Source organism: Halococcus morrhuae DSM 1307 (assembly GCF_000336695.1).
GTDB lineage: Archaea > Halobacteriota > Halobacteria > Halobacteriales > Halococcaceae > Halococcus > Halococcus morrhuae.
In genome coordinates this window covers 35,184-55,331 of the sequence record NZ_AOMC01000096.1, presented here as the reverse complement: position 1 = coordinate 55,331, position 20,148 = coordinate 35,184, and the positions used below count along the sequence as shown (strand labels likewise).

The 20,148-nt window shown below is 65.8% G+C and carries 25 protein-coding genes; 8 read left to right on the top strand and 17 right to left on the bottom strand.

The genetic code is table 11. From position 1 onward, the window contains the following. The first annotated feature begins 63 nt into the window (after nucleotides 1-63). Nucleotides 64-669, top strand: coding sequence for a YqaA family protein (locus tag C448_RS07250; protein ID WP_049916142.1), 606 nt, complete (start codon nucleotides 64-66; stop codon nucleotides 667-669). A 123-nt stretch (nucleotides 670-792) separates the two neighbouring features. Here the strand turns inward: C448_RS07250 and C448_RS07245 are convergent, their stop codons facing one another. The 7 genes from C448_RS07245 to C448_RS07220 all read right to left on the bottom strand — a co-directional run bounded on the left by C448_RS07245 (nucleotide 793) and on the right by C448_RS07220 (nucleotide 5,281). Beyond that, nucleotides 793-1,686, bottom strand: coding sequence for a DMT family transporter (locus tag C448_RS07245; RefSeq protein WP_004053293.1), 894 nt, complete (start codon nucleotides 1,684-1,686; stop codon nucleotides 793-795). A 41-nt stretch (nucleotides 1,687-1,727) separates the two neighbouring features. After that, nucleotides 1,728-2,291: an NAD(P)/FAD-dependent oxidoreductase gene (locus tag C448_RS07240; RefSeq protein WP_004053291.1), complete on the bottom strand. Its 564-nt coding sequence runs from the start codon at nucleotides 2,289-2,291 to the stop codon at nucleotides 1,728-1,730. A gap of 153 nt (nucleotides 2,292-2,444) precedes the next feature. Continuing rightward, nucleotides 2,445-2,729, bottom strand: coding sequence for a type II toxin-antitoxin system RelE family toxin (locus C448_RS07235; protein ID WP_004053290.1), 285 nt, complete (start codon nucleotides 2,727-2,729; stop codon nucleotides 2,445-2,447). Next, a complete protein-coding gene (locus C448_RS07230) occupies nucleotides 2,722-3,006 on the bottom strand; it encodes a ribbon-helix-helix domain-containing protein (protein ID WP_004053288.1) in 285 nt (94 codons plus the stop codon). The genes C448_RS07235 and C448_RS07230 overlap by 8 nt, the downstream gene beginning before the upstream one ends. 403 nt (nucleotides 3,007-3,409) lie before the next feature. Continuing rightward, nucleotides 3,410-4,069: a hypothetical protein gene (locus C448_RS15935; protein WP_152415545.1), complete on the bottom strand. Its 660-nt coding sequence runs from the start codon at nucleotides 4,067-4,069 to the stop codon at nucleotides 3,410-3,412. Nucleotides 4,070-4,154: 85 nt separating this feature from the next. Continuing rightward, a complete protein-coding gene (locus C448_RS07225) occupies nucleotides 4,155-4,460 on the bottom strand; it encodes a chorismate mutase (RefSeq protein ID WP_004053286.1) in 306 nt (101 codons plus the stop codon). Beyond that, nucleotides 4,418-5,281: a shikimate kinase gene (locus tag C448_RS07220; RefSeq protein WP_004053285.1), complete on the bottom strand. Its 864-nt coding sequence runs from the start codon at nucleotides 5,279-5,281 to the stop codon at nucleotides 4,418-4,420. The genes C448_RS07225 and C448_RS07220 overlap by 43 nt, the downstream gene beginning before the upstream one ends. 84 nt (nucleotides 5,282-5,365) lie before the next feature. Here C448_RS07220 and C448_RS07215 point away from each other — a divergent pair, with 84 nt between their 5' ends. Continuing rightward, nucleotides 5,366-5,785 carry a DUF5796 family protein gene (locus tag C448_RS07215; protein WP_004053284.1) on the top strand — a complete coding sequence of 140 codons (420 nt, stop codon included), beginning with the start codon at nucleotides 5,366-5,368 and terminating at the stop codon, nucleotides 5,783-5,785. On the opposite strand, the gene C448_RS07210 is transcribed toward C448_RS07215, so the two are convergent. The 8 genes from C448_RS07210 to C448_RS07175 form a co-directional block, all read right to left on the bottom strand. Further along, nucleotides 5,782-6,144, bottom strand: coding sequence for a hypothetical protein (locus tag C448_RS07210; RefSeq protein WP_004053283.1), 363 nt, complete (start codon nucleotides 6,142-6,144; stop codon nucleotides 5,782-5,784). The genes C448_RS07215 and C448_RS07210 overlap by 4 nt on opposite strands. After that, on the bottom strand, nucleotides 6,144-6,383 hold the full coding sequence (locus C448_RS07205) for an amphi-Trp domain-containing protein (protein ID WP_004053282.1): 240 nt from the start codon (nucleotides 6,381-6,383) through the stop codon (nucleotides 6,144-6,146). The genes C448_RS07210 and C448_RS07205 overlap by 1 nt, the downstream gene beginning before the upstream one ends. An 80-nt stretch (nucleotides 6,384-6,463) precedes the next feature. Beyond that, nucleotides 6,464-7,264 (bottom strand): enoyl-CoA hydratase/isomerase family protein, encoded by an 801-nt coding sequence (locus tag C448_RS07200; RefSeq protein WP_049916139.1) that lies wholly within the window; start codon nucleotides 7,262-7,264, stop codon nucleotides 6,464-6,466. 48 nt (nucleotides 7,265-7,312) lie between these two features. Beyond that, a complete protein-coding gene (locus C448_RS07195; protein ID WP_004053280.1) occupies nucleotides 7,313-8,191 on the bottom strand; it encodes an aminotransferase class IV in 879 nt (292 codons plus the stop codon). Then, the gene (locus C448_RS07190) at nucleotides 8,188-8,769 is read right to left on the bottom strand and encodes an anthranilate synthase component II (RefSeq protein WP_004053279.1); all 582 of its coding nucleotides are present in this window, start codon (nucleotides 8,767-8,769) and stop codon (nucleotides 8,188-8,190) included. The genes C448_RS07195 and C448_RS07190 overlap by 4 nt, the downstream gene beginning before the upstream one ends. Beyond that, nucleotides 8,766-10,253 carry an anthranilate synthase component I family protein gene (locus C448_RS07185; protein ID WP_004053277.1) on the bottom strand — a complete coding sequence of 496 codons (1,488 nt, stop codon included), beginning with the start codon at nucleotides 10,251-10,253 and terminating at the stop codon, nucleotides 8,766-8,768. The genes C448_RS07190 and C448_RS07185 overlap by 4 nt, the downstream gene beginning before the upstream one ends. A 75-nt stretch (nucleotides 10,254-10,328) precedes the next feature. Then, the gene (locus C448_RS07180; protein WP_004053275.1) at nucleotides 10,329-11,120 is read right to left on the bottom strand and encodes a helix-hairpin-helix domain-containing protein; all 792 of its coding nucleotides are present in this window, start codon (nucleotides 11,118-11,120) and stop codon (nucleotides 10,329-10,331) included. Nucleotides 11,121-11,219: 99 nt separating this feature from the next. Then, nucleotides 11,220-12,041, bottom strand: a complete 822-nt coding sequence (locus tag C448_RS07175) for a shikimate dehydrogenase (protein WP_004053273.1) — start codon at nucleotides 12,039-12,041, stop codon at nucleotides 11,220-11,222. Between the two features lie 89 nt (nucleotides 12,042-12,130). Between C448_RS07175 and C448_RS07170 the strand changes: the two genes are divergently transcribed. The 3 genes from C448_RS07170 to ftsZ are packed head-to-tail and all read left to right on the top strand — an operon-like array spanning nucleotide 12,131 to nucleotide 15,990. Next, nucleotides 12,131-13,477: a sodium:calcium antiporter gene (locus C448_RS07170; protein WP_049916150.1), complete on the top strand. Its 1,347-nt coding sequence runs from the start codon at nucleotides 12,131-12,133 to the stop codon at nucleotides 13,475-13,477. Next, nucleotides 13,477-14,838 (top strand): D-aminoacyl-tRNA deacylase, encoded by a 1,362-nt coding sequence (locus C448_RS07165; protein ID WP_004053270.1) that lies wholly within the window; start codon nucleotides 13,477-13,479, stop codon nucleotides 14,836-14,838. The genes C448_RS07170 and C448_RS07165 overlap by 1 nt, the downstream gene beginning before the upstream one ends. Before the next feature lie 24 nt (nucleotides 14,839-14,862). Then, entirely contained in the window at nucleotides 14,863-15,990 is a 1,128-nt protein-coding gene (ftsZ, locus tag C448_RS07160) for a cell division protein FtsZ (protein WP_004053267.1), read from the top strand. 80 nt (nucleotides 15,991-16,070) lie between these two features. On the opposite strand, the gene C448_RS07155 is transcribed toward ftsZ, so the two are convergent. Further along, a complete protein-coding gene (locus tag C448_RS07155; protein WP_004053265.1) occupies nucleotides 16,071-17,411 on the bottom strand; it encodes a NosD domain-containing protein in 1,341 nt (446 codons plus the stop codon). A gap of 136 nt (nucleotides 17,412-17,547) precedes the next feature. Here C448_RS07155 and C448_RS07150 point away from each other — a divergent pair, with 136 nt between their 5' ends. The 3 genes from C448_RS07150 to C448_RS07140 all read left to right on the top strand — a co-directional run bounded on the left by C448_RS07150 (nucleotide 17,548) and on the right by C448_RS07140 (nucleotide 19,115). Then, on the top strand, nucleotides 17,548-17,721 hold the full coding sequence (locus C448_RS07150) for a protein translocase SEC61 complex subunit gamma (protein ID WP_004053264.1): 174 nt from the start codon (nucleotides 17,548-17,550) through the stop codon (nucleotides 17,719-17,721). Between the two features lies 1 nt (nucleotide 17,722). After that, nucleotides 17,723-18,160: a transcription elongation factor Spt5 gene (locus C448_RS07145; protein ID WP_004053262.1), complete on the top strand. Its 438-nt coding sequence runs from the start codon at nucleotides 17,723-17,725 to the stop codon at nucleotides 18,158-18,160. A gap of 190 nt (nucleotides 18,161-18,350) precedes the next feature. Next, nucleotides 18,351-19,115 (top strand): PHP-associated domain-containing protein, encoded by a 765-nt coding sequence (locus tag C448_RS07140; RefSeq protein ID WP_004053260.1) that lies wholly within the window; start codon nucleotides 18,351-18,353, stop codon nucleotides 19,113-19,115. Here C448_RS07140 and C448_RS07135 read toward each other — a convergent pair. Beyond that, nucleotides 19,109-20,119: a PGF-CTERM sorting domain-containing protein gene (locus tag C448_RS07135; RefSeq protein ID WP_004053253.1), complete on the bottom strand. Its 1,011-nt coding sequence runs from the start codon at nucleotides 20,117-20,119 to the stop codon at nucleotides 19,109-19,111. The genes C448_RS07140 and C448_RS07135 overlap by 7 nt on opposite strands. Nucleotides 20,120-20,148 lie beyond the last annotated feature (29 nt).

Sequence of the window (20,148 nt, the reverse complement as noted above, 5' to 3'; positions counted from 1 at the left end):
TAAATTTCCTGTTCGGCCCATTATCGGGGAGCTTTTCATCGGCGCTGCGCGAACCGAACGGTAGTGTCACTGCCTGCGTTGTTGGATGGGATTCGTCTCTCGCGCGAGTTCTTCGTCTCGCTGGGGCCGCTCGGCGTGTTCGCGGTGGCGTTTCTGGAGTTCTTCCTGTTGCCGGTGCCGCCGGATCTGGTGCTCATTCCTCTTACCGTCATCAGCCCGGCGCTCGGTCCGATCTACGCGGCTCTCGCGACCGCCGGTTCGGTGAGTGCGGGGCTCGTCGGCTACACTGTCGGGCGCACGGGCGGTCGGCGGGTGCTCGAATCGCGCTTTTCCAGCGAACGTGTCGCTGGGGCCGAAGCGTACGTTCGGGAGCACGGGTTCGCCGTCCTGTTCGTCGGCGCGTTCGCACCGATTCCCGAGGGCTACGAACTGCTCTCGATCGCTGCGGGCGTCTTCGGCCTGCGTCCACGGACGTATCTCCTCGCGTCGATCGTGGGACGTGGCGGCCGATACGTCCTGGAAGCCGGGCTGGCGATCGTCGCCGGTGGGGCCGCTCGCTCGCTGACCGAGATCGAACTCTACGCGATCATCGGCGTCGTGTCCGTGATCATCGTCGGTGCATACCTGCTTCGGGATCGATGGCTGCCCGAGGAATTGGACGCCCTCTGATCCAACTGATGGGGATCAACCGCCGCGACCGATCGGAGAGTTCCTGAAATCGTCGGCACGCACGCTTCTCGTGGATGCTTCGGTCCCTCGATTCCCGGGAGCCGATAGCCACGCGGCCGACGATCAGGCCCGTGCGGTGACGGTGATGCCGAGCAGAATGACCGCCCCGCCGACGACGGTGACGATACTGGGAACCTCGCCGAGCAGGAGGAGGGCGAGCAGCGCGCTGCCGATCGGCTCGCCGAGCAGCGAGACGCTGACGACGCTCGATTCGAGGTGGGCGAGCGCCCAGTTCAACACCGTATGGCCGAAGATCCCCGGGCCGATCGCCATGCCGACGAAGAGCAACCACTCGCTCGCGGGGTAGTTCGTGAGCGCCGCGCCGTCGGCGAGCACGAGCGCGAAGAGGACGACCGCACAGACCGAGTAGACGACGATGACGTACGGAATCAGCGGAATTCGCTGGCGGAGCGAGCGCCCGGCGAGCACGTAGCCCGCCGCACAGACCGCGCCGACGAGCGCCAGGGCGTTGCCGTAGAGCGGGGCCGGGCCGGCGACCGCCCCGGTGATCGACTCGCCGATCGACAACGTCGCGATGCCGACCAGCGCGAGCGCCATGCCCGCGATCGTCCGCCGGGTGACGTGCTCGGCGAGCAGCCAGGACGCGCCGATCGCGACGAACAGCACCTGCGACTGGACGATGGTGACGGAGGCGGCGACGCTGGTGAATTCGAGACTCTCGAACCAGGACGCGAAGTGGATGGCGAGTGCGACCCCACCTGCCCCGGCGACGAGCCAGTCGCGGATCGTCAGTCGCGAGAACGCGTCGCGATGGCGCGCAACGGCGAACGGCGCGAGCAGGAGGGTAGTGAAGAGAACGCGATAGAACGCCTTCACGATGCTCGGCGCGGCGCTGAACCGGACGAGGATCGCGCTCGTACTCACGGCGACGACGGCGATCGCGAGCGCGGCGAACGGCGGCGTCGCGCGTTCGATACGACCGAAGACGTTGCTCACGGCGATCCGACGGTGAGGGAGTGTTTACCGCTTGTGATGCCCTACTCGGCGTCGGCCGGTACGTCGAAGTCGTGGAAGTGCTCGCCCTTCTCCTTTGTGAGGATGTTGAGCGCCGCGGCCGCGCCGTCGCCCGCCGAGATGACCGCCTGCCATTCCTCGGCGCGCACCATCGCACCCGTCGCGTAGGCGTCCGTCACCGTCGTCTCCATCGTCACGTCGACGTCGACGACGTCCTCGTCGGTGAAGCCACAGCCCATCTCGTCGGCGAGGTCGCGATCGGCACCCGTCGCCAGGATCACGTAGCTCGCCTCGTGATCACCGTCCTCCGTCGAGACAGTGAATCCGTCGCCGTTTTCCGAGACGTCCGTGACCTCGGTTCCCTGCTGGCGCTCGACGCCGAACTCCTCGATCTGCTCGCGGGCGTCCTCCATGAACGCCGAGCCATCCTTCTCGTCGATGCCTAAGTAGTTGAACAGGTAGGCCTTATGCATCCACGTCTTGTCGGTGTCGAACGCGACCGTATCGAGATCGTTTTTCGCGGTGAACAGCGCCGCGCTGAGCCCGGCCGGTCCGCCACCGACGACTGCGACATCTAACTCTGTCATGCGCTACGGGCTACGACCGCGACCGTGATAAATAGTGGTGGCGGCTGCTCGCGATGTAGGACGATTTCACCGTGACTCGCGCTGTTCGACTTGGTTCAGGTCTCGAACTGGGTTGCGGATTTTGCCGACACTGCCGATTTCCTCGGTGTACGATCAGTCGTCGTCGGCAGTGTATGCCCCATCTCGGCGCTTGATTCGGGCAACCGCCACGCGTTGTTCGTTCCGACGAAACGTCACGGCGAGCCGGAACTCTCCGACACGTATCTTCTTGCGTGGACTGTTCTGGAGTGGCTCACCGTACTCCGGTGGGTCGCGCCACGGCGAGTCGACGATTTCGTCGAGTTTATCGAGTATCCGGTCCTGCTCGTGAGGATCGAGCGCGGTGAGGTCGTCTTGGGCCGTCGGAGCGAGTTCCCACGTCCAGTCACCATCACTCATCGCCGTCCGTCCCGAACTTCTCACGGGCCTCCTCGGCGCTCATCGTCTGCCCCTCGCCGATGTCCTCCTCAGCTTGGAGGAGCGCAACGAGCTCGTCGCGGTCGAACGTGGGGAACTCGGTAGCGTCGCGCAGGGTGTAGCGGATGAACTCGCTTCGGCTGTTGAAGCCGCGTCCCTGCCATGTACCGTCTATTTTGTCGAGGAACGACTGGGTGACTTTGAAATTTACCGTGACTATCTCGTCGTCGCCGTTATCTCCTGTAGCCGCTTCAGACATACGTACGTATTACGTCTGTCTTACCAAAGCCGTTTCGATGGATCTCACTCGAAGGTGCGAGCGCGGTCGGACAGACGACGACCGCCGAACCTCTCTGCGATGAGTTCGATGCCTATTGTGTCCCTGAAGTGAACGCGCTTTTCGAGACGTCGAAAGAGAACTCAACGACATGGTACTTCGAGCGCCAGTGTGACCGCTGGGAGATCGCCGTTGACCGTGGGAGGGGGGAGGGGGGTGGAATACGGGTCCGTGATCTTGAACGCGAAGTGTGCTAATTATTATCACGACTCGCACTGTTCGACCTTGTTGAGTTTGATGAGCAGCCGGAACACCCCCTTCACGTGGTTATCGTCAGTGCCGCAGATCTTATTTCGCGGTTGTTACGTATCTTCACTCTTCTGTATCAGTCATAGAACATTGCGTTCATTTTAGAATCCCATTGTTCAAGACATTTTTCTCCACAGAAGTTGTACTCAAAATCTTCCATCTGGGAAGCGGTAGTATCTATATCGCAACCACAATAATCGCAGGTCGCGTATTTCGCCGCAGCCTTGTACTGTAGGTCACTAAGATGAGGAAGAATAGCACCGTTTGAAACGACAATATTTATAGAATTGTTTGACACTCCGATAAGGCCAACATCCGCTTGTCGAGCAGCAGCAATTCCTCGACTATCGACCATGCTTGTAGGAACTGATAGGTATGAATCATGTTCTGATTGATCGTATATTACTGTTTGTCCTATTCCGTGCTTCATCACGTCGATGTCATTCTTTCCGGTTGACCTTCCCTTGCACTCAATCCCTATTCCATGTGTGAAATCTCCATAGTCTATTGTGAGCGACACATCAACCATTCCAATGAAATTCTCGCCATAGTTTCCCGCTTTGATACCAGAACTACCGTATATTATACTTGGATCGTTTATCGAAGTGGTGTAGTTATCGAAGTCAGCGAAACGGACGGATTCAGTTAGCCAGTTTATCACCTTACCTTCTATTTTATCTTCTCTCAGCCCCTTCTCAAGACTGCCAAACCGATCTGTATCGTTCTTTGAAGACATGCTCCGTAACCAAGAAGTGCAAGAATATGAAATTTGTCCAATCTACGGCTAAGCGCTGATATTCAGGTAGTGCGAATATTGGTTGTTATCTACTCTCGCGCTGTTCGACCTTGTTGAGTTCGATGAGCAGCCGAAACATTGCCTTCACGAGGTTGTCGTCGACGTCGAAGCGCTGGGCGTTCTCGCCGGCTCGGTCCATCACGCGCTGCTCTTGGGATTCGTCGGTCGTCGGCAGCCCCTGTTCGCGTTTGACCTCGGCGATGGCGTCGGCGACGTAGGTGCGCTGGGCGATATGTTCGACGATCTCGCGGTCGATCGTCTGGATCTCCTCGCGCAGCTCGTCGAGGCTCATTCCGTCCGTGCGCCGTCGGTCCGGCTCGTCGTCAGCCATGTATCCCCATCGTACTCGTTCCACGCCTCTTGTACCTTCGTTAGTTGGTCGCGCTCGCCGACCGCGACGTAGCTCGGCCCGGTGCCCGACAGCGAGACGCCCGCAACGTGTTCGAGCGCCACCATCGCCGGCGCGGTCGGGAAGTCGAGCGCCGCACAGAACGCCAGCCCGTTGACCGTCATCGCGCGCTCGTAGCCCCCCGCGAGCGCCTGCTCGGTCGCGACCTCGACAATGGGCGCGACGCGCTCGCAGCGCTCCACGTCGGCGTCGGCGCTGAACGCGCGCTCGTCGGGTGTCCACACCAGCACGTCCCAGTCGACCGTTCCGCGCGCGAGCAGCTCGTCGGCCGTGTTGTCCGTGACGGTGACGCCGCCGAGCATCGAGGCGCTCGCGTCGTCGAACGCACCTGTTACCGTGACACCCACGTCGCGAGCGGCGCGCACGCCGAGTCTGGCGGCGTCCGCGCGCGCGAGCGCACCATCCTCGCCCACTGTCACGCCGAGCGCGTCGCAGGCCGCCAACACCGTAGCGTTGGCTGCGGCGCTCGAACTCTTGAGCCCGGCGGCCATCGGCACCTCGCTCTCGGTTTCGACCCACCCACCCTGGCCGTCGCCGTACTGTTCGACGACGAGTTCGACGCAGCGCTCGATGAGGCGCGTGTCGGCATCGGGCGCGCCGGCGATCGTTCCGGTCACGTCGCCACCACCGGAGAGTTCGACCGTCGCGGTCGTCTCGCGGTCGATGGCGAACGCACTCCCCCTGCCGGTGGCGAGTGCGTTGATCACTGTGCCGGCCGCCGGCGCGCTCGCGCGTCCGTCCATGCCGGCGAGTTCGCCCCGGCGGCCTTACCGATAGCGGTCCGCGCGGAACACGCCGTTTTTGCCGTAGAGACCAGTAGTCACTCCATGAGCTACCACAGCGAGCATTCGCCCGACACGCTGTCGATCGATCTCACGGACGGGGGCATCGCCGTCGAATACACCGACGGCCGTGAGGCGTTCTATCACGGCGTTCCGGCGAAAGTCGAGGAAAGCCATACGACCGCACCGGGAAAGGAGGTCCACGTTCTCGTCACCGATCCCACCGAGACCGAGGGCGTACTCGTCTACGTCAACGATCGGACGACTGTCGACGAGATCATCACCGAGACCGGCGTCGGACGCGTGCTCGTCGACGACGGCGAGGAGACGACCCTCTTTCCGGGCGTGAGCGTGCGCGCCGACGGCCACCGCGTCACCGTCGCGGCCGACCCGGAGACGGCTCGTGGACGCGTGTTCGTCTTCGAGGAAGACGAGCGAAGCGAGCGCAGCGTCGAGATCGTTTAGATACCCGGTACGCCGAGCGCATCGGGCGTGATGAGTCCGAGCGTCGCGAGCAGGTAGACCACAACGAAGACCACGAGCCACGCGACGAAGCCGATACCGGCGGCGGTGATCCAGCCGCCCGGATAGCGCAGATTGATGACGCCGATCCAGACGACGAGCGCGAGCAGCGCGCCGAGGACGGGGATGAAGCCGACGAAGAAGCTCACGATCCCCCACGCGACCGCGCCGAGCAGGGCCGTGAAGGCGGCGTTGCCGTAGCCCACGTCCCGGTCGGCGACGAGGCGCACGCCGGCATAGATGCCGACCGTTCCGAGGAGCAGGCTGACGAGGAAGATGACGAGACTGTCGAGGATCGCCATTATTTCCCCCTCCAGTCCATCTTGATCGTCACCGACTCACGACTCCCTCGGAGGATCGACGAGCGCTCGCGCACCCCGACCTCGAAGCCGAGCGAGTCGCGCGGATGGAGCGTGATCGTCTTGTTGTCGATGTCGATGCGGAACTCCTCGTCGGATTCGAGCTCGTCGGCGATCTCCCGCAGGCGCTCGGCGGCCTCGGCACGGTCGAGTTTCTCTTCACTGATGTTCTTTTCTGCCATACTCTTGATAGTGCTGGATTTCAATTAAGGGTTGTGCCTGAAACGACGGCAGTCGGTACCGAAACCGGTAGTTTCGGCCCCTACTTCCCGACGAACGTTGGGTCATACTCGTCGTCGGCGAACGCGCGTGCGCCCTCCTCGTGATCGTCGGTTTCGAGCAGCGTGCCGAAGATCCGCCGATCGTATTTCCGCCCCTCGCGGAGCCCGGCCTCGACGCTCACGTTGCCCGAATCCTTGATCGCGCGGACGGCGAGCGGCGGCTTGCTGGCGATCGTTTCGACGAAACTCTCGGCCTCGTCGGCGAACGCTTCGTCGTCGTAGACGTGATTGACGATCCCCTCGCTGGCGGCGCGTTCGGCACTGATGTGCTCGCCGGTCATGGCGAGTTCCTTTGCGAACGCGGGCCCCGCAAGCCGCGAGACGTACTGGACGCCGCCGGCACCGGGCAGCAGTCCCAGATCGACCTCCGGGAAGCCCAGCCGACTCGACTCGCTGGCGAGACGGAGATCGCAGGCCAGCGCGAGTTCGAGCCCGCCGCCGAGACAGTAGCCGTCGATTCTCGCCACCACGGGTGCCGAGAACTCGCCGATCGCAGCGCGCAGCCCGTGGGCGTCGAAGGCCGCCGGCGACGCATCGGCGAATCCGGTGACGTCCGCACCGGCACAGAACGCTTTCTCGCCGGCTCCCTCGATCACGACCGTACGCACCGCGACGCCCTCCTCCTCGGCGTCGCGCTCTTCGAGCAGTTCGAGACCGGTCTCGATGTCGGCGCGCATCCGCCCGTTCATCGCATTCAGCGCGTCCGGCCGGTTCAGCGTCAGCGTACCGACGCCACGTTCCTCGTCGAAGGTCACGACCACCGCATCGAGTTCCTCGTGCATGCTGATCCCATTGGTGCTCGGGATGAAGATACTGCCGGTCACACACGATCAATCCTGATACTGTCGGCGCTCGACGTATTCGTCGAACAGGCGCGTCAGGAGCTCCGTGACCGGCCCCGCACCGACCGCGATGCCGTCGGCGCGCTCGATCGGGCGCAGTTCCCACGTCGAGTTGGTGAGGAAGGCCTCGTCGGCGCTGCGGACATCCGCCGGCACGTACTCGCCCGTCTCGACGGGAAAGCGCTCGTCGGCAGCGAGATCGAGGACGACCGAGCGCGTCACGCCCGGCAGCACAGGTTTGTCGAGGCTCGGCGTCTTGAATGTCCCGTCCTCGACGAAGAAGACGTTGCTCGTCGTCCCCTCGACCAAGTGTCCATCCATGTCCCGGAGCAGCGCCTCGTCGGCGCGATACTGCTCGGTCGCTGCGCGTTCGAGTTCGAGGCGCGCGAGAACGCCGCCGAGATAGTTGTGGGTCTTCGCGTCGGCGGGCAGCGCCACGTCGGGCGCGCGGCGCGTCTTGACGATCTGGACCGTCGCTGGCTCCGCCCAGACCGATTCGCCGTCGACGCCACCGCGGGGGAGTTTGCCGATCTGGATGACGACCGTCGGTTCGGTCGCCTCACCTGGCGTGAGCCCGCGCGACTGGACGCCCCGCGAGACGGTCAGTCTGAGGTAGGCCTCGGGGAGTTCGTTCGCCGCGATCGTCTCGCGAGCGCGCTCGTGGAGATCGTCCGGCACGGCGTTGTCGAACCCCAGTCGCTCGGCACTGTCGTGGAGCCGGTTCTCGTGGGCGTCCCACTCGAAGATTTGCCCCCCGTAGACGCGCATCGTCTCGAAGACGGCGTCGCCGTACAGGAAGCCACGATCGCGGACGCTCACCGTGGCCTCGTCCTCGGGTACGAGCTCGCCGTTCACGTGGTATTTCATGACTCTCCTCCGTTCGCGCAGCGCTCGCAGAACGCCCGAACGAGGACCGTACCGCTCTCGGTGAGGATGCTCTCGGGATGGAACTGCACGCCGATATGTGGCTTCTCGGTGTGGCGCACGCCCATCACGATCCGGCGCTCGTCGTCGGTGGCGGCGCAGGCGTCGAGCTCTTCCGGGAGATCGTCGCGCTCGACCGCGAGCGAGTGGTAGCGCCCGGCGACCAGTGGGTTCGGCAGGTCGGCGAAGACCCCGCGACCGTCGTGGCCGATACGCGAGGGCTTGCCGTGGATGACGTCCGGCGCGTGACCGACCGGCGCGCCCGCGGCGGCACAGAGCGCCTGGAGACCGAGACAGACCCCCAGCGTCGGGTAGTCGAGCTCGGCGAACACCGCCATCGAGACGCCCGCCTCTTCCGGCGTGCCGGGGCCCGGCGAGACGACGATCCCGTCGGGGTCGAGCTCGCGGATCCCATCGACCGTGATCGCGTCGTTGCGCCGGACGCACACCCCATCGTGGACGCCGACGTACTGGACGAGGTTGTAGACGAACGAGTCGTAGTTGTCGACGACCAGGATCACTGTTCGACCCCCTCACGGTCCGCGATCGTCACGTCGGCGTCGAGCGCCCGCGAGAGCGCGTCGACGAGACCGCCGGCCTTGGCGAGCGTCTCGTCGTATTCGCGTTCCGGTGTCGAATCGTGGACGATGCCCGCGCCGACGCGCAGCGAGTACGTTCCCTCGCGCCGGACGAGCGTTCTGATGAGGATATTGAACGTCGCGCGCTCGTCGAGCCCGACGATGCCGAGACTCCCGGTGTAGGGGCCGCGGCGCGAGCGCTCGACCTCGTCGATGATCGCCATCGTGCGCGGTTTCGGCGCGCCGGTGATCGTCCCGCCGGGGAAGACGGCCGCGAGAACGGCGGCGAGGGTCGTCTCCTTGCGGAGACGACCCTCGACGAGCGAGACCAGATGCATCACCGACGAGTACCGATCGACACGCCGGTAGTCGCTCACTGACACCGAGCCGTACTCGCAGACCTTGCCGAGATCGTTCCGTTCGAGATCGACGAGCATGGCGTGTTCGGCGCGCTCCTTCTCGTCCGCGAGGAGGTCCGCTTCGAGTTCGCGGTCCGTGGTGTCCGTCTCCCCGCGCGGTCGGGTGCCCGCGATCGGCTCGGTCGTTACGACCTCCCCATCGCGCTCACAGAGGAGTTCGGGGCTCGCGCTCACGAGGTCCACGTCCGGGAACTCGACCAGCGCGGAGTAGGGTGCCGGGTTCACGGTCCGGAGGGCGGCGAAGAGCTCGACGGGATGGACGGTCGCGGGCGCGCTCAGGCGCTGGGAGACGTTCGCCTGGAACGTTTCGCCGTCGCGGATCCGCCCCTTCACCGTCGCGACGCGCTCGGCGAACGCCTCGCGGGAACAGTCGCTCTCGAAGCGGATCGATTCCCCTACCCTCGTCGCTTCTTCGACCGACGAATCACCGTCGTGGACGGCACGAGCCAGCGCGAGTGCGCGCTCGCGACCCACCTCGTACATCTCGTCGATCCTCTCGACACCTCGATCCCCACCGTCGACGCGCGGACAGGCGGTCACGCGGAGGGTCGTCGTCTCACCGCGGGGCCCCTTCCAGGCAGCGAGGCAGTCGTAGAAGCCGACCTGTGCGCGCGGGTACCCTCGATCGTCGATCGTCGTCGCCGGCAGCGATTCGAGCTCGCGGGCGACGTCGTACGAGAGCCAGCCGACGGCACCACAGGGGTAGGGAACGTCACAGCCGGCGCGGCGCAGCTGCTCGTCGGTCAGGTCGTCGATCGCGTCGAACGCACCGTCGCCATCCGCTTCGACGGTCCGGAACGCGCGCGGCTCGACGCCGAAATAGCCCCAGCCCGACTGGCCACCCGTGGTCTCCAGAAAGACGCCGCCCTCGTCGGTTCGTGCACGCCGGTAGGCGGTGAACGGGTCCCGAACCGTGGTCCGCACCTCGACCGGAACGCGGCACGCGCCCGGCGCGTCCCGGACGGCCTCGCGGAACGATTCACGGGACGTGACGACGGTCCGGTCCATTGCATCGAGAACGCGCCCGCACTGTCAACGGTGTTGTGGTTCCGTTCGGCGGATGACCATTCAACACGAAGGGAGTTACTGTCGGCGGGCCTTCGCGCGCTCGCTCCAGCGTTCGATACGGCTTTCGGCGACGTCGATCTCGTCGGCGACCGTTTCGGGGTCAGCGTCGGCGAGATCGGCGACGTTCTCGATGCCGGCCTCGTCGAGCCGCTCGGCGTAGGACGGGCCGATCCCCTTGAGCGCGTCGACGTCGTTGTCGGCGGCGTCGTCGCCCGGATCGGCGTCGGTCGGGCCGGCGGCCTCGGCGTCCTCGGCCGCCGAGATCGACTCGTTGGTCTCCTCGGTGATCGAGCCCGTCGAACCGCTCGCGTCGCTGCCCGCTGCGGCGGCCTCGTCGGCGGTTCCGTCGCCGTCCGCAACGTCGTCGGCTTCCGATTCGTCCTCGGCCTCGTCGCCTATTTCGTCCTCGATTTCCCCGTCGTCGGTCGGGCCGACCGCCTCGCCGGGCTCGGCAGCACCCTCAGAACCGCTCTCATCGGTCATCGAACCGGTCGAGGCGGCCGCATCGCCGCCGGCCGCCGCCGACTCGTCCGCGTCGGCGTCCTCCTCGATGGGGGCGTCGTCGCTCTCGCTGGACGCCGATCCCGTGACTTCACCGGTTTCGGCACCGCCCTCCGCGTCCTCGTCGACGATCGATTCGGTCGAACCGGCGGCGTCGCCGCCGGCGGCTGCCGGCTCGTCGGTGTCGATCCCCTTGATGGCGTCCTCGGAGTCCGTCGTCGGTGTCGTCGGCGAGCGCTCGCGGCGATCCTCCGACCGACCGTCGTCGAGACCGAGCAACGATTTGATGGTATCGAGCAGCGTCATGGCCGCTCCTACCATCCCCGGGGTTAAATATACTGTCGGACGGAAGTCCGAAAAAGGGACGATGCCGGTCACGTTGGCGGTTCGACAGCTCTTCAGTCGTCAGTCCGAGCCACCGTCGTCCGACGCGAGCCGTTCCCGGAGTGCCTCGTTCATTCTCTCTACGGGGGCCGTGCGCCCGGTCCAGCGCTCGAAGGCCGCCACGCCCTGATAGAGCAGCATCCATCCGCCGTCGATCGTCGTCGCCCCCGTAGCGGCGGCCTCACGGAGCAATCGCGTCTCGATCGGCGAATAGACCGCGTCGAGAACGGCGAGATCACCGTGTAGTGCTGCTGGAGCCACGGGTGAGACGTCCTCGTCCATCCCGACGCTCGTGGCGTTGACCAGCACGTCGGCGTCCGCGAGGAGCTCGTCGAGTTCGGCGAGTCCGTGGCCCGTCGCGCCGTCGATCTCGGCGGCGAGTTCGCGGGCGCGCTCGGCGGTCCGGTTGGCGATCGCGACGGTCGTTCCTTCGTCGGCGAGCGCGAACGCCGCCGCACGGCCCGCCCCGCCCGCACCGACGACGACCGCCCGACCGGAGAGCGACACGTCGTGATGGGCGAACGCGCGCTTGACGCCGATCGCGTCGGTGTTGTGGCCAGTTAGTCGTTCTCCGCCGAAATCGAGCGTGTTGACCGCGCCGATCCGCGCCGCGAGCTCGTCCGGCTCGCAGCAGTCGAGCACGTCGCGTTTGAACGGGATCGTGACGTTCAGCCCCCTGATCCCGAGCGCGCGAGCGCCCTCGATGGCCGCCGCGAGATCGGTCGGGTCGGGTTCGAAGGTGACGTACCGTGCGTCGATTCCCAGCTCGCGGTAGGCCGCCTCGTGTAGCGGCGGCGACAGCGAGTGCTCGACCGGCGAGCCGACGAGTCCGAACACCTGCATGGGTATCGATCACGACCCGGGGCGATAAGCGGGCCGATCCGCGCAACCGACAGCAAAAGAGATAGGTGCGTGCCTCGCTCGGTTCGACCATGTTCGACCGTTTACGCCATCCGCTCGTCGCCGTCGCGGCGGCGCTCTTGCTGACCGTCCCGTTCCTCGGGCTGTTCGTCTCACACGGCCTCCATCTCACCCCGGAGCCGCCCGGCGCGAACATCACGCCGGCGATGGCCGTACTCACCGGCGGGGCGGCCATCCTCGGGGCGTCGTTCCTGCTCGCGTGGGCGGCCGAGACGGCCGAAAAGGACGTCCCGACAGCCTTCGCCATCGCCGTGCTGGCGGTGCTCGCGGTCGCGCCCGAGTACGCCGTCGACGCCCTCTACGCCTGGCAGGCCGGCTCCGGCCAGAGCGGGGCGGCACAGCTCGCCATCGCCAACATGACCGGCGCGAACCGCATCCTCATCGGCATCGGCTGGGCGGGCATCGCGCTCTTCACCGTCTATCGCGCCAAGCATCTCGGCGACGAGGCCGTCGAACACCGCTCGGGCTTCCTGGCCGATGTCGTCACGCTCGATCACGGGATCGCCCTCGAAATCGTCTTTCTGCTCGCCGCGACGGCGTTCGCGTTTTTCGTTCCGCTCGGCGGCACCATCGGCATTCTCGACACCGTCGTTCTCCTCGGTCTCTACGTGCTCTACATCGCTATCGTCATCCGTGGCGATGTCGAGGAACCGGAAGAAAACGTCGGCGTGCCGGCGTATTTCCAGGCATATTCGAAGGTTCCTCGCATCGCGGTCGTGCTCTTCCTGTTCGCCTTCTCCGGCGTGCTCATCTACATCGCCGTCCATCCCTTTGCGACGGGGCTCGAACGGCTGGGGCTCCAGTACGGCGTCCCCGAGTTCTTCATGATCCAGTGGCTCGCGCCGCTGGCCAGCGAGAGCCCGGAGCTCATCGTCGTCGCCTATCTCGTCAACAAGGCACGCTCGACGGCCGGGTTCAACGCACTCATCTCCTCGAAGCTCAACCAGTGGACGCTGCTGATCGGGACGCTCGCGATCGTCTTCTCGATCGCCGCCGGCCACATCGGCGGGCTACCGATCGACGAGAAACAGGTCGCCGAGATCTGGATCACGGCCGCGCAGAGCCTGTTCGCCATCGGCATCCTCTCGAACTTCGAGATCTCCGTCCGCGAGGCGATCGGGCTGCTCGTCCTGTTCGCCTCGCAGGTCATCGCCGAGTTCTACGTCATCCAGACGATGAGCGCGCAGGCGGCGAACGAGGTCTCGATCCTCATCCTCCACGGCTACACCGTCGTCTACGTCATCCTCGGCCTCGCGCTGTTCGTTCGCCACCGCGAGAGCCTGCGCGAACTGCTCGGCCGTACAGCGACGAACGCCCGCGAAGCGATCGGCTCCGGCCAGCCGGAGCGTGCCGACTGATGGCGGGCTCGCTCGCCATCGTCGTCAGCCGTGCCGACGCGGCCTCGACGAACATCGCCGCCCGGCTCCGCGAGTGCATCGACTGGGAGCACGATACGGACGATTCCCGTCCCGACGGCGAGGGCGGGGGAACCGTCTATCGCGCACCGGGGATCGAACTGCGCGAGTTCGACGCACTCCACCTCGACCTCGTGAACGTCGCCGACGCGTTCACCGACCCGCGGCTGGTCGTCTTCGCCTCGAAACACGCCGGCGACACCGGGCGATTCCTCACCGCTCACCACACGGGTAACTTCGGGCCCGCCGAGGCCGGTGGTCAGGATGGCAAATTCGCCGAAGCGGCACCGAACGCCCACGCGGTGGTGCTCGACGCGCTCGCCGACTACGCGCCCGTGAACTACGACGTCGGTACGGAGTGTACCCACCATGGGCCCACCGACGTCGGTGCGCCGTCGCTGTTCGTCGAACTGGGGAGTGCCGAGTCGGAGTGGGACGATCCCGAGGGCGCACGCGCGGTCGCCCGCGCCATCCTCGATCTGCGCGAGGTCGCTCCCGAACGCGAGCGCCAGATCGTGGGGTTCGGCGGCGGCCACTACGTCCCGCGCTTCGAGCGCGTCGTTCGCGAGACCGACTGGGCCGTCGGCCACATCGGCGCGGACTGGGCGCTCGACGCGATGGGGACCATCGACGAGGCCGTGATCCGCCGTGCCTTCGAGCGAAGCGGTGCCGAGCGCGCGCTCGTCGAGGGTGAGCGGCCCGCGCTCGAAGAGACGATCGAGGAACTGGGCTACGAACTCGTGAGCGAGACGTGGCTGCGCGAGACCACCGGAATCCCACTCGATATCGTCGCCGACGCCGAGCGATGGCTCACGACCGTCGACGACGGGCTCCGATTCGGCGCACCCGCGGCGGAGCGGTCGATCGAGGCTACCGAGTGCTGGACGCTGCCGAGCGCGCTCCTCGCCGAAGCCGAGGGGATCGACGCCGAAGCCGTGCGCGAGAGCGTCGAGCGCCACGCGTTCGCGTTCGAGACCGACCAATCTGGCACGCGCCTCGGCGAGCGCGCGTTGCTCGACGACGCCGGACGGATGGCAGTCATCGACGCGCTCGTCGCCCTCCTGGACGAGAAATACGATGCGGTCGAGCGGGCGGAGGGGGCGATCGTCGCACACGAGCGGGCGTTCTCGCCGGCGAAGGCTCGGACGCTTGACGTTCCCGAAGGCCCGAAGTTCGGGCAACTCGCCGACGGCGAGCCCGTGGCCGTCGACGGGCGGACCATCGAGCCGGTGGCCGTCCACGAGCGGCGCGAGCGGCGCTTTCCGCTTGACGGCGCTGCGAGCGGAAAGGGGAAAGATAAATAGGCGGCCTCCGCCACTCGAAGACAAATGGATTCGATCATCGAGGATGCCATCGACGAGGCCGAAAACGGCCATGACGAGGACGAGCGGCCAGCGGGCGAGCGCGATGCAGGAGCGATGACCAACGAGGAGCTCGCGGGCGTCGTCGAGGAGCTCAAGACACAGATCACGGTGATCGGCTGTGGCGGGGCCGGCTCGAACACCGTCACGCGGATGGCGAAGGAGGGCATCCACGGCGCGAAGCTCGTCGCGGCCAACACGGACGCCCAGCATCTCGTCGAGCAGGTGCAGGCCGACACGAAGATCCTGATGGGCCGTGACAAGACCGGCGGGCGCGGTGCCGGCTCGGTGCCGAAGATCGGCGAGGAGGCCGCCCGCGAGACGATCGGCGACATCACCGAGACGATCGATGGCTCGGACATGGTGTTCGTCACGGCGGGCCTCGGCGGCGGGACGGGAACGGGCGCGGCCCCGGTCGTCGCACAGGCCGCCCAGGAGGCCGGTGCGCTCACCATCGCCATCGCCACGATTCCCTTCACCGCGGAGGGCGAGCGCCGGCGCGCGAACGCCGACGCCGGGCTCGAACGCCTCAGGGCGGTCTCGGACACCGTCATCGTCGTCCCGAACGACCGCCTGCTCGAATACGCGCCGAACCTCCCGCTCCAGGACGCCTTCACCATCTGTGATCGCGTGCTGATGCGCTCGGTGAAGGGGATGACCGAGCTCATCACCAAACCCGGCCTCGTCAACGTCGACTTCGCCGACGTTCGCACCGTCATGGAGAACGGTGGCGTCGCGATGATCGGGCTCGGCGAATCCGACTCGGAGAACAAGGCGCGCGATTCGATCCAGTCGGCGCTGCGCTCGCCCCTGCTCGACGTGGAGTTCAAGGGTGCCAGCTCGGCGCTCGTCAACGTCGTCGGCGGTCCGGACATGTCGATCGAGGAGGCCGAGGGCGTCGTCGAGGAGCTCTACGACCGGATCGACCCCGACGCGCGCATCATCTGGGGCGCGTCGGTCGACGAGAGCTTCTCTGGGAAGATGGAGACGATGATCGTCGTCACGGGCGTCGACTCGCCGCAGATCTACGGCCGCTCGGATCTCGCCAGCGAGTCCGGCGGGCAGGTCGACTCCGACATCGACTACGTCGAATAACTCGACTCCGCACTGAGGAACCGTCTCTCGTCGTCTGTTCTCCGCGAAAAGCGTCTCACACTACTGTCGATAGCGACCGTTCAGCGACGCCGCCCGAACCGAACGGCGAGCAGACCGGCCACACACAGCGCGAGCAGTCCGACGGCGGGACCGAATCCCGGACCGATGGTCGACGAAGTCGTCGTTCCGTTCGCACTCGTCTCGCTGGCGTTCGCCACGGCCGTCGTCTCCGCGGCGAGAGGCGTCGCCTCGGAATCCGTCGTCGATGCCGCACCTGACGTTGCGCTCTCCGCCGTGGGTGCGGTGGCTGTCGCCGTTGGCGTGGCAGTTGTCGTTGCGGTCGGTGTAGCGGTTTGCATTGCCGTCGGTGTCGCGGTCGCGGTGGCTGCCGTCGCCGTGGCGGTCTGCGGTGCGGTTGCTGTAGCGTTCGACGTCCCGTTCCCCGAGCGACCGAAGATCTCGATCGTCGCGGGATGGGGAACGCCGTCGGCCGAGACGGTGTTTGCCTCGGCGTTCACCGTCGAGCCGTCGAGTTTCGACCACGAGTCGCCGTTGGGACTGCTCCAGAGCGCCAGCGAGGACTCATCCACCCCACTCGCGTCGTCGTAATGAAGTGAGAGCGAGAGGTTCGATCCCTCACCGTAATCGGTGGTTCTGACGGCCGTCCCGACGGCGGTTCGGCCGGAGGGGGCGCTATCGGGTTCGCCCTGCGCGTGCACGCCGACGTTCGTCCCCGAGAGATCGGCCGTCACCGCTCCCATGTCGAGGTTTTTCACTGTGGTCTGTGAATCGGTGCCCGGCTCGTAGCGATCGGAGTAGAAATCCCAGAGCGAGTTCCCCGTCGCCGTGTCGTTCACGAAGCGATTGCCGATGCTCGCGCGCTCGATATGCAGGCCGTACTTGTTGTCGTTCGCGGTGTTGTCGGCGATCGTGTTGTCGCTCGCTTTCCGGAGTTCGATGCCGAGGGCGTTCTCCCGAACGGTGTTCTCCGTCACGGTGGTGTCGTCGGTCGAGAGCAGCGTGATCCCCTCGGTCGCGCCGGTCGCGGTGCTGTCAGCAATCGTTCCGTTGTCGACGTTCCGAAAGAGGATGCCGCGGGTGAATCCCTCCGTGTGCACTCCCCGAACCGTGACGTCCGAGAGTCGATCGGAGCCCGCGACCTCGATGCCGACGCCGGAACTGCCGCCGTCGATCCCGTGACCGTTCCCGTCGAGGGTGACGTGACTCGCCGTGATCCGGAGGCAGTCGCCCGACTCGGCCGAGAGGTTCGACGTGAGCGTGTACGCTCCCGGCGAGTCGATCGTCGTACACGAGTCGATACTGGTGGTCGATTGCGCGCCGGCGATCCCGACCGACGCCGTGGTGCTCCCGAGCGCCACGACGACGAGCAGTACGCCGACTATCGCTCGGCCGTTCGACACGTAATCCCTCCGTCGTCCTGTGATACATTCATGGTCATCGACCGGGTTCCAACGGGACTGTTATCTATCTCTCGCTCTCGTCACGCGGGGCGGTCGGTGTCACAAGATAGAAATTCGTCCGGGGAATACCGGCCGTATGGACATCAAATACGACCTTTCGAGCTACACGCGCGTGTTGAAGCTCGCCAGCACGCCATCGTGGGAGGAGTTTTCGCGCATCGCGCTGATCGCGGGCGCGGGCATCCTCCTCATCGGCATCGTCGGATTTCTGATCTTCACGGTGATGAGTTTCCTCCCGGGGGGTGTCTGAGATGGGGATGTACGCCGTCAAGACGACCGCGAGCCAGGAGCGCACCGTCGCCGACATGATCATGGAGCGCGAGGCCGAGGACATCCACGCCGCGCTCGCGCCCGACTCGCTGACGAGCTACGTGATGGTCGAGGCCGACGATCACGCGATCCTCGAACGCGTGCTCGACGAGATCCCCCACGCCCGCAACCTCGTCCCCGGCGAGTCCTCGATCGCCGAGGTCGAACACTTCCTCTCGCCGAAACCCGACGTCGAGGGGATCGCCGAGAGCGATATCGTCGAGCTCGTCGCCGGCCCGTTCAAGGGCGAGAAGGCACAGGTCCAGCGCATCGACGAGGGGAAGGATCAGGTGACGGTGGAGCTGTACGAAGCGACGGTCCCGATCCCCGTCACCGTTCGTGGCGACCAGATCCGCGTGCTGGACAGCGAGGAGCGCTGAAAGCGTTCCTCAAGCAGTCAGCGCGGCTCCACCGCGCTGAATAGAGCGAGGAATGGTAGCTCCTCGAACTCACAAACGCCGTGACGGATAGTGAGGTGTGCTGACAGCCTTTTCAATATACCTGTCTGATCTTCGAACTCCGACGGACGATCGGAAACCGCTATACGCTAACGATTCTCCCCTTGAATTAGTGACGCCGAACGAGTCGTTTCGCGTCGATCTGCACGTCAAAGTTCTCGACGAGCACGTGGTCCGTCGAGCCAAGCGGTACGGTCTCGATGCGCTGGTCTACGCGCCGCATTTCACTCAGCTCGCCGATATCCGCGCGAAAGCACGCGAATACACCGACGACGAACTGCTGGTGGTGCCGGGCCGCGAACTGTTCACGGGATCGTGGCGCAACCGGCGACACGTCCTCGCGCTCGGACTCGACGAGCCGATCCCGGATTTCGTCACGCTCGCGGGTGCGATGGACGAATGCCGCCGACAGAACGCAGTCGTGCTGGTTCCCCATCCAGAATTCCTCAACGTCAGTCTCGATCGCGCGGCCATCGACCGCTATCGTGAGATCGTCGACGCCGTCGAGATCTACAATCCGAAACACTGGGCCCATCACGACCGCCGCGCGCGCTCGATCACTACCTCACTCTCGCTCCCGACGTTCGGCTCCTCGTACGCCCACCGCAAGCGGACGGTCGGCGAGGTCTGGACCGCGTTCGAGCGGACGATCGACGGGGTAGACGACCTGCTGACGGCGCTTCGCGAGGGAGCCCCCCGGCGCATCGAACACCGAACGGGGGCGATCCATCGCCTGCGGCGCGCCGCGGAGTTCGCCCATCTGGGTTACGAAAACAGCGTGACGAAGTTCGATCGGCTCGTTCTCTCGGGCACCGAGCCGACACATCCCGCACAAGAATACTACGGAGATCGGTTCGACGACGTACGAGTCTACTGATTCCGGCGCAGGAGGACGAACGCGCTCGCGAGAACGGCGACGAGCGCGAGTCCGACCCCGAAGCCCGGTCCGTTGGAACTGCTCGTCGTGTTGGCGGCCGTCTCGGTCGCCGTGGCGGTCGGGGTCGGCGTGGGTGTCGGCGTCTCGACGTCGCCGACCGGGGCGAGAACGCTCGCGTTGTCGATGTTCCCCGCTTCGGCGACGACGCGGTCCTGCTCGATGTTGACGAAGTTCACGCCGTCGGGCTGGCTCCAGTTGCCCTCGAAGCGCCACATCCGGAGGCTGTTCTCGGTCACGTTCGCGCGCGTCACGTTCGCCTCGTCGTAGCCGATGCCGAGCCGGAGCGAGCTATTGCCGCTCGTGGCGACCGCGCCGAGGCGCTGGCCGACTGTCGAGCGGTTGTCGAGCCCGCCCGGTGGCGAGCCGACGCCCGTGAGCGCGACGTCGCTGGCGGTGAACGAGGCGTTGTCCGTCGAGCCGGTCGCGAACCCGCTGCCGGTGACGGTCGTGTTCCCGACGGTGTAGAGACTCCAGCGTCCGTTGTCGGTCGCGGTGACGTTCTTGACGCGTGCGTCGCTCGCGGCGCGCAGGCGGATGCCATGGCGGTCGTTGCCGCTCGCGGTGACGTCCTCGATGCTGCCGTTCGCGACGTCGAGATACTGGACGCCGGTCGTCCAGCCGGTCGTCGAGACGTTTCTGACGGTGACGTTCGAGAGGCTCGTCAGCGAGTTGTTCACCTTCACGCCGACGCTGTCGTTGGCGTTCGCGCCCCCGATCGTGTGGCCGCCACCGTCGAAGGTGACGTCGCTCGAAAGGATCTGGACGCACGTCGACTGGGAACTGTTCGCGATGTCGGCGGTGAGAACGTACTCGCCGTCGTCGGCGATCGTCCGACACGAGTCGATGGGCGTCGGCGCGCTCTGTGCGCTCGCGGTGCCGGCGACGCCCGCCGCGAGCAGCACGAAAACGACCACACAGACGCCGACGGTTCTGCCTGCAGTCATCGTTTCCTGTGATTCGCTCGCCGGTGATA

What these genes read in the sequence shown, in the direction of transcription:
- C448_RS07240 (WP_004053291.1), bottom strand. Translation starts at nt 2,291, where the DNA reads ATGACAGAGTTAGATGTCGCAGTCGTCGGTGGCGGACCGGCCGGGCTC.
- C448_RS07235 (WP_004053290.1), bottom strand. Translation starts at nt 2,729, where the DNA reads ATGAGTGATGGTGACTGGACGTGGGAACTCGCTCCGACGGCCCAAGAC.
- C448_RS07230 (WP_004053288.1), bottom strand. Translation starts at nt 3,006, where the DNA reads ATGTCTGAAGCGGCTACAGGAGATAACGGCGACGACGAGATAGTCACG.
- C448_RS15935 (WP_152415545.1), bottom strand. Translation starts at nt 4,069, where the DNA reads ATGTCTTCAAAGAACGATACAGATCGGTTTGGCAGTCTTGAGAAGGGG.
- C448_RS07225 (WP_004053286.1), bottom strand. Translation starts at nt 4,460, where the DNA reads ATGGCTGACGACGAGCCGGACCGACGGCGCACGGACGGAATGAGCCTC.
- C448_RS07220 (WP_004053285.1), bottom strand. Translation starts at nt 5,281, where the DNA reads ATGGACGGACGCGCGAGCGCGCCGGCGGCCGGCACAGTGATCAACGCA.
- C448_RS07215 (WP_004053284.1), top strand. Translation starts at nt 5,366, where the DNA reads ATGAGCTACCACAGCGAGCATTCGCCCGACACGCTGTCGATCGATCTC.
- C448_RS07210 (WP_004053283.1), bottom strand. Translation starts at nt 6,144, where the DNA reads ATGGCGATCCTCGACAGTCTCGTCATCTTCCTCGTCAGCCTGCTCCTC.
- C448_RS07205 (WP_004053282.1), bottom strand. Translation starts at nt 6,383, where the DNA reads ATGGCAGAAAAGAACATCAGTGAAGAGAAACTCGACCGTGCCGAGGCC.
- C448_RS07200 (WP_049916139.1), bottom strand. Translation starts at nt 7,264, where the DNA reads ATGCACGAGGAACTCGATGCGGTGGTCGTGACCTTCGACGAGGAACGT.
- C448_RS07195 (WP_004053280.1), bottom strand. Translation starts at nt 8,191, where the DNA reads ATGAAATACCACGTGAACGGCGAGCTCGTACCCGAGGACGAGGCCACG.
- C448_RS07185 (WP_004053277.1), bottom strand. Translation starts at nt 10,253, where the DNA reads ATGGACCGGACCGTCGTCACGTCCCGTGAATCGTTCCGCGAGGCCGTC.
- C448_RS07180 (WP_004053275.1), bottom strand. Translation starts at nt 11,120, where the DNA reads ATGACGCTGCTCGATACCATCAAATCGTTGCTCGGTCTCGACGACGGT.
- C448_RS07175 (WP_004053273.1), bottom strand. Translation starts at nt 12,041, where the DNA reads ATGCAGGTGTTCGGACTCGTCGGCTCGCCGGTCGAGCACTCGCTGTCG.
- C448_RS07170 (WP_049916150.1), top strand. Translation starts at nt 12,131, where the DNA reads ATGTTCGACCGTTTACGCCATCCGCTCGTCGCCGTCGCGGCGGCGCTC.
- C448_RS07165 (WP_004053270.1), top strand. Translation starts at nt 13,477, where the DNA reads ATGGCGGGCTCGCTCGCCATCGTCGTCAGCCGTGCCGACGCGGCCTCG.
- ftsZ (WP_004053267.1), top strand. Translation starts at nt 14,863, where the DNA reads ATGGATTCGATCATCGAGGATGCCATCGACGAGGCCGAAAACGGCCAT.
- C448_RS07150 (WP_004053264.1), top strand. Translation starts at nt 17,548, where the DNA reads ATGGACATCAAATACGACCTTTCGAGCTACACGCGCGTGTTGAAGCTC.
- C448_RS07145 (WP_004053262.1), top strand. Translation starts at nt 17,723, where the DNA reads ATGGGGATGTACGCCGTCAAGACGACCGCGAGCCAGGAGCGCACCGTC.
- C448_RS07135 (WP_004053253.1), bottom strand. Translation starts at nt 20,119, where the DNA reads ATGACTGCAGGCAGAACCGTCGGCGTCTGTGTGGTCGTTTTCGTGCTG.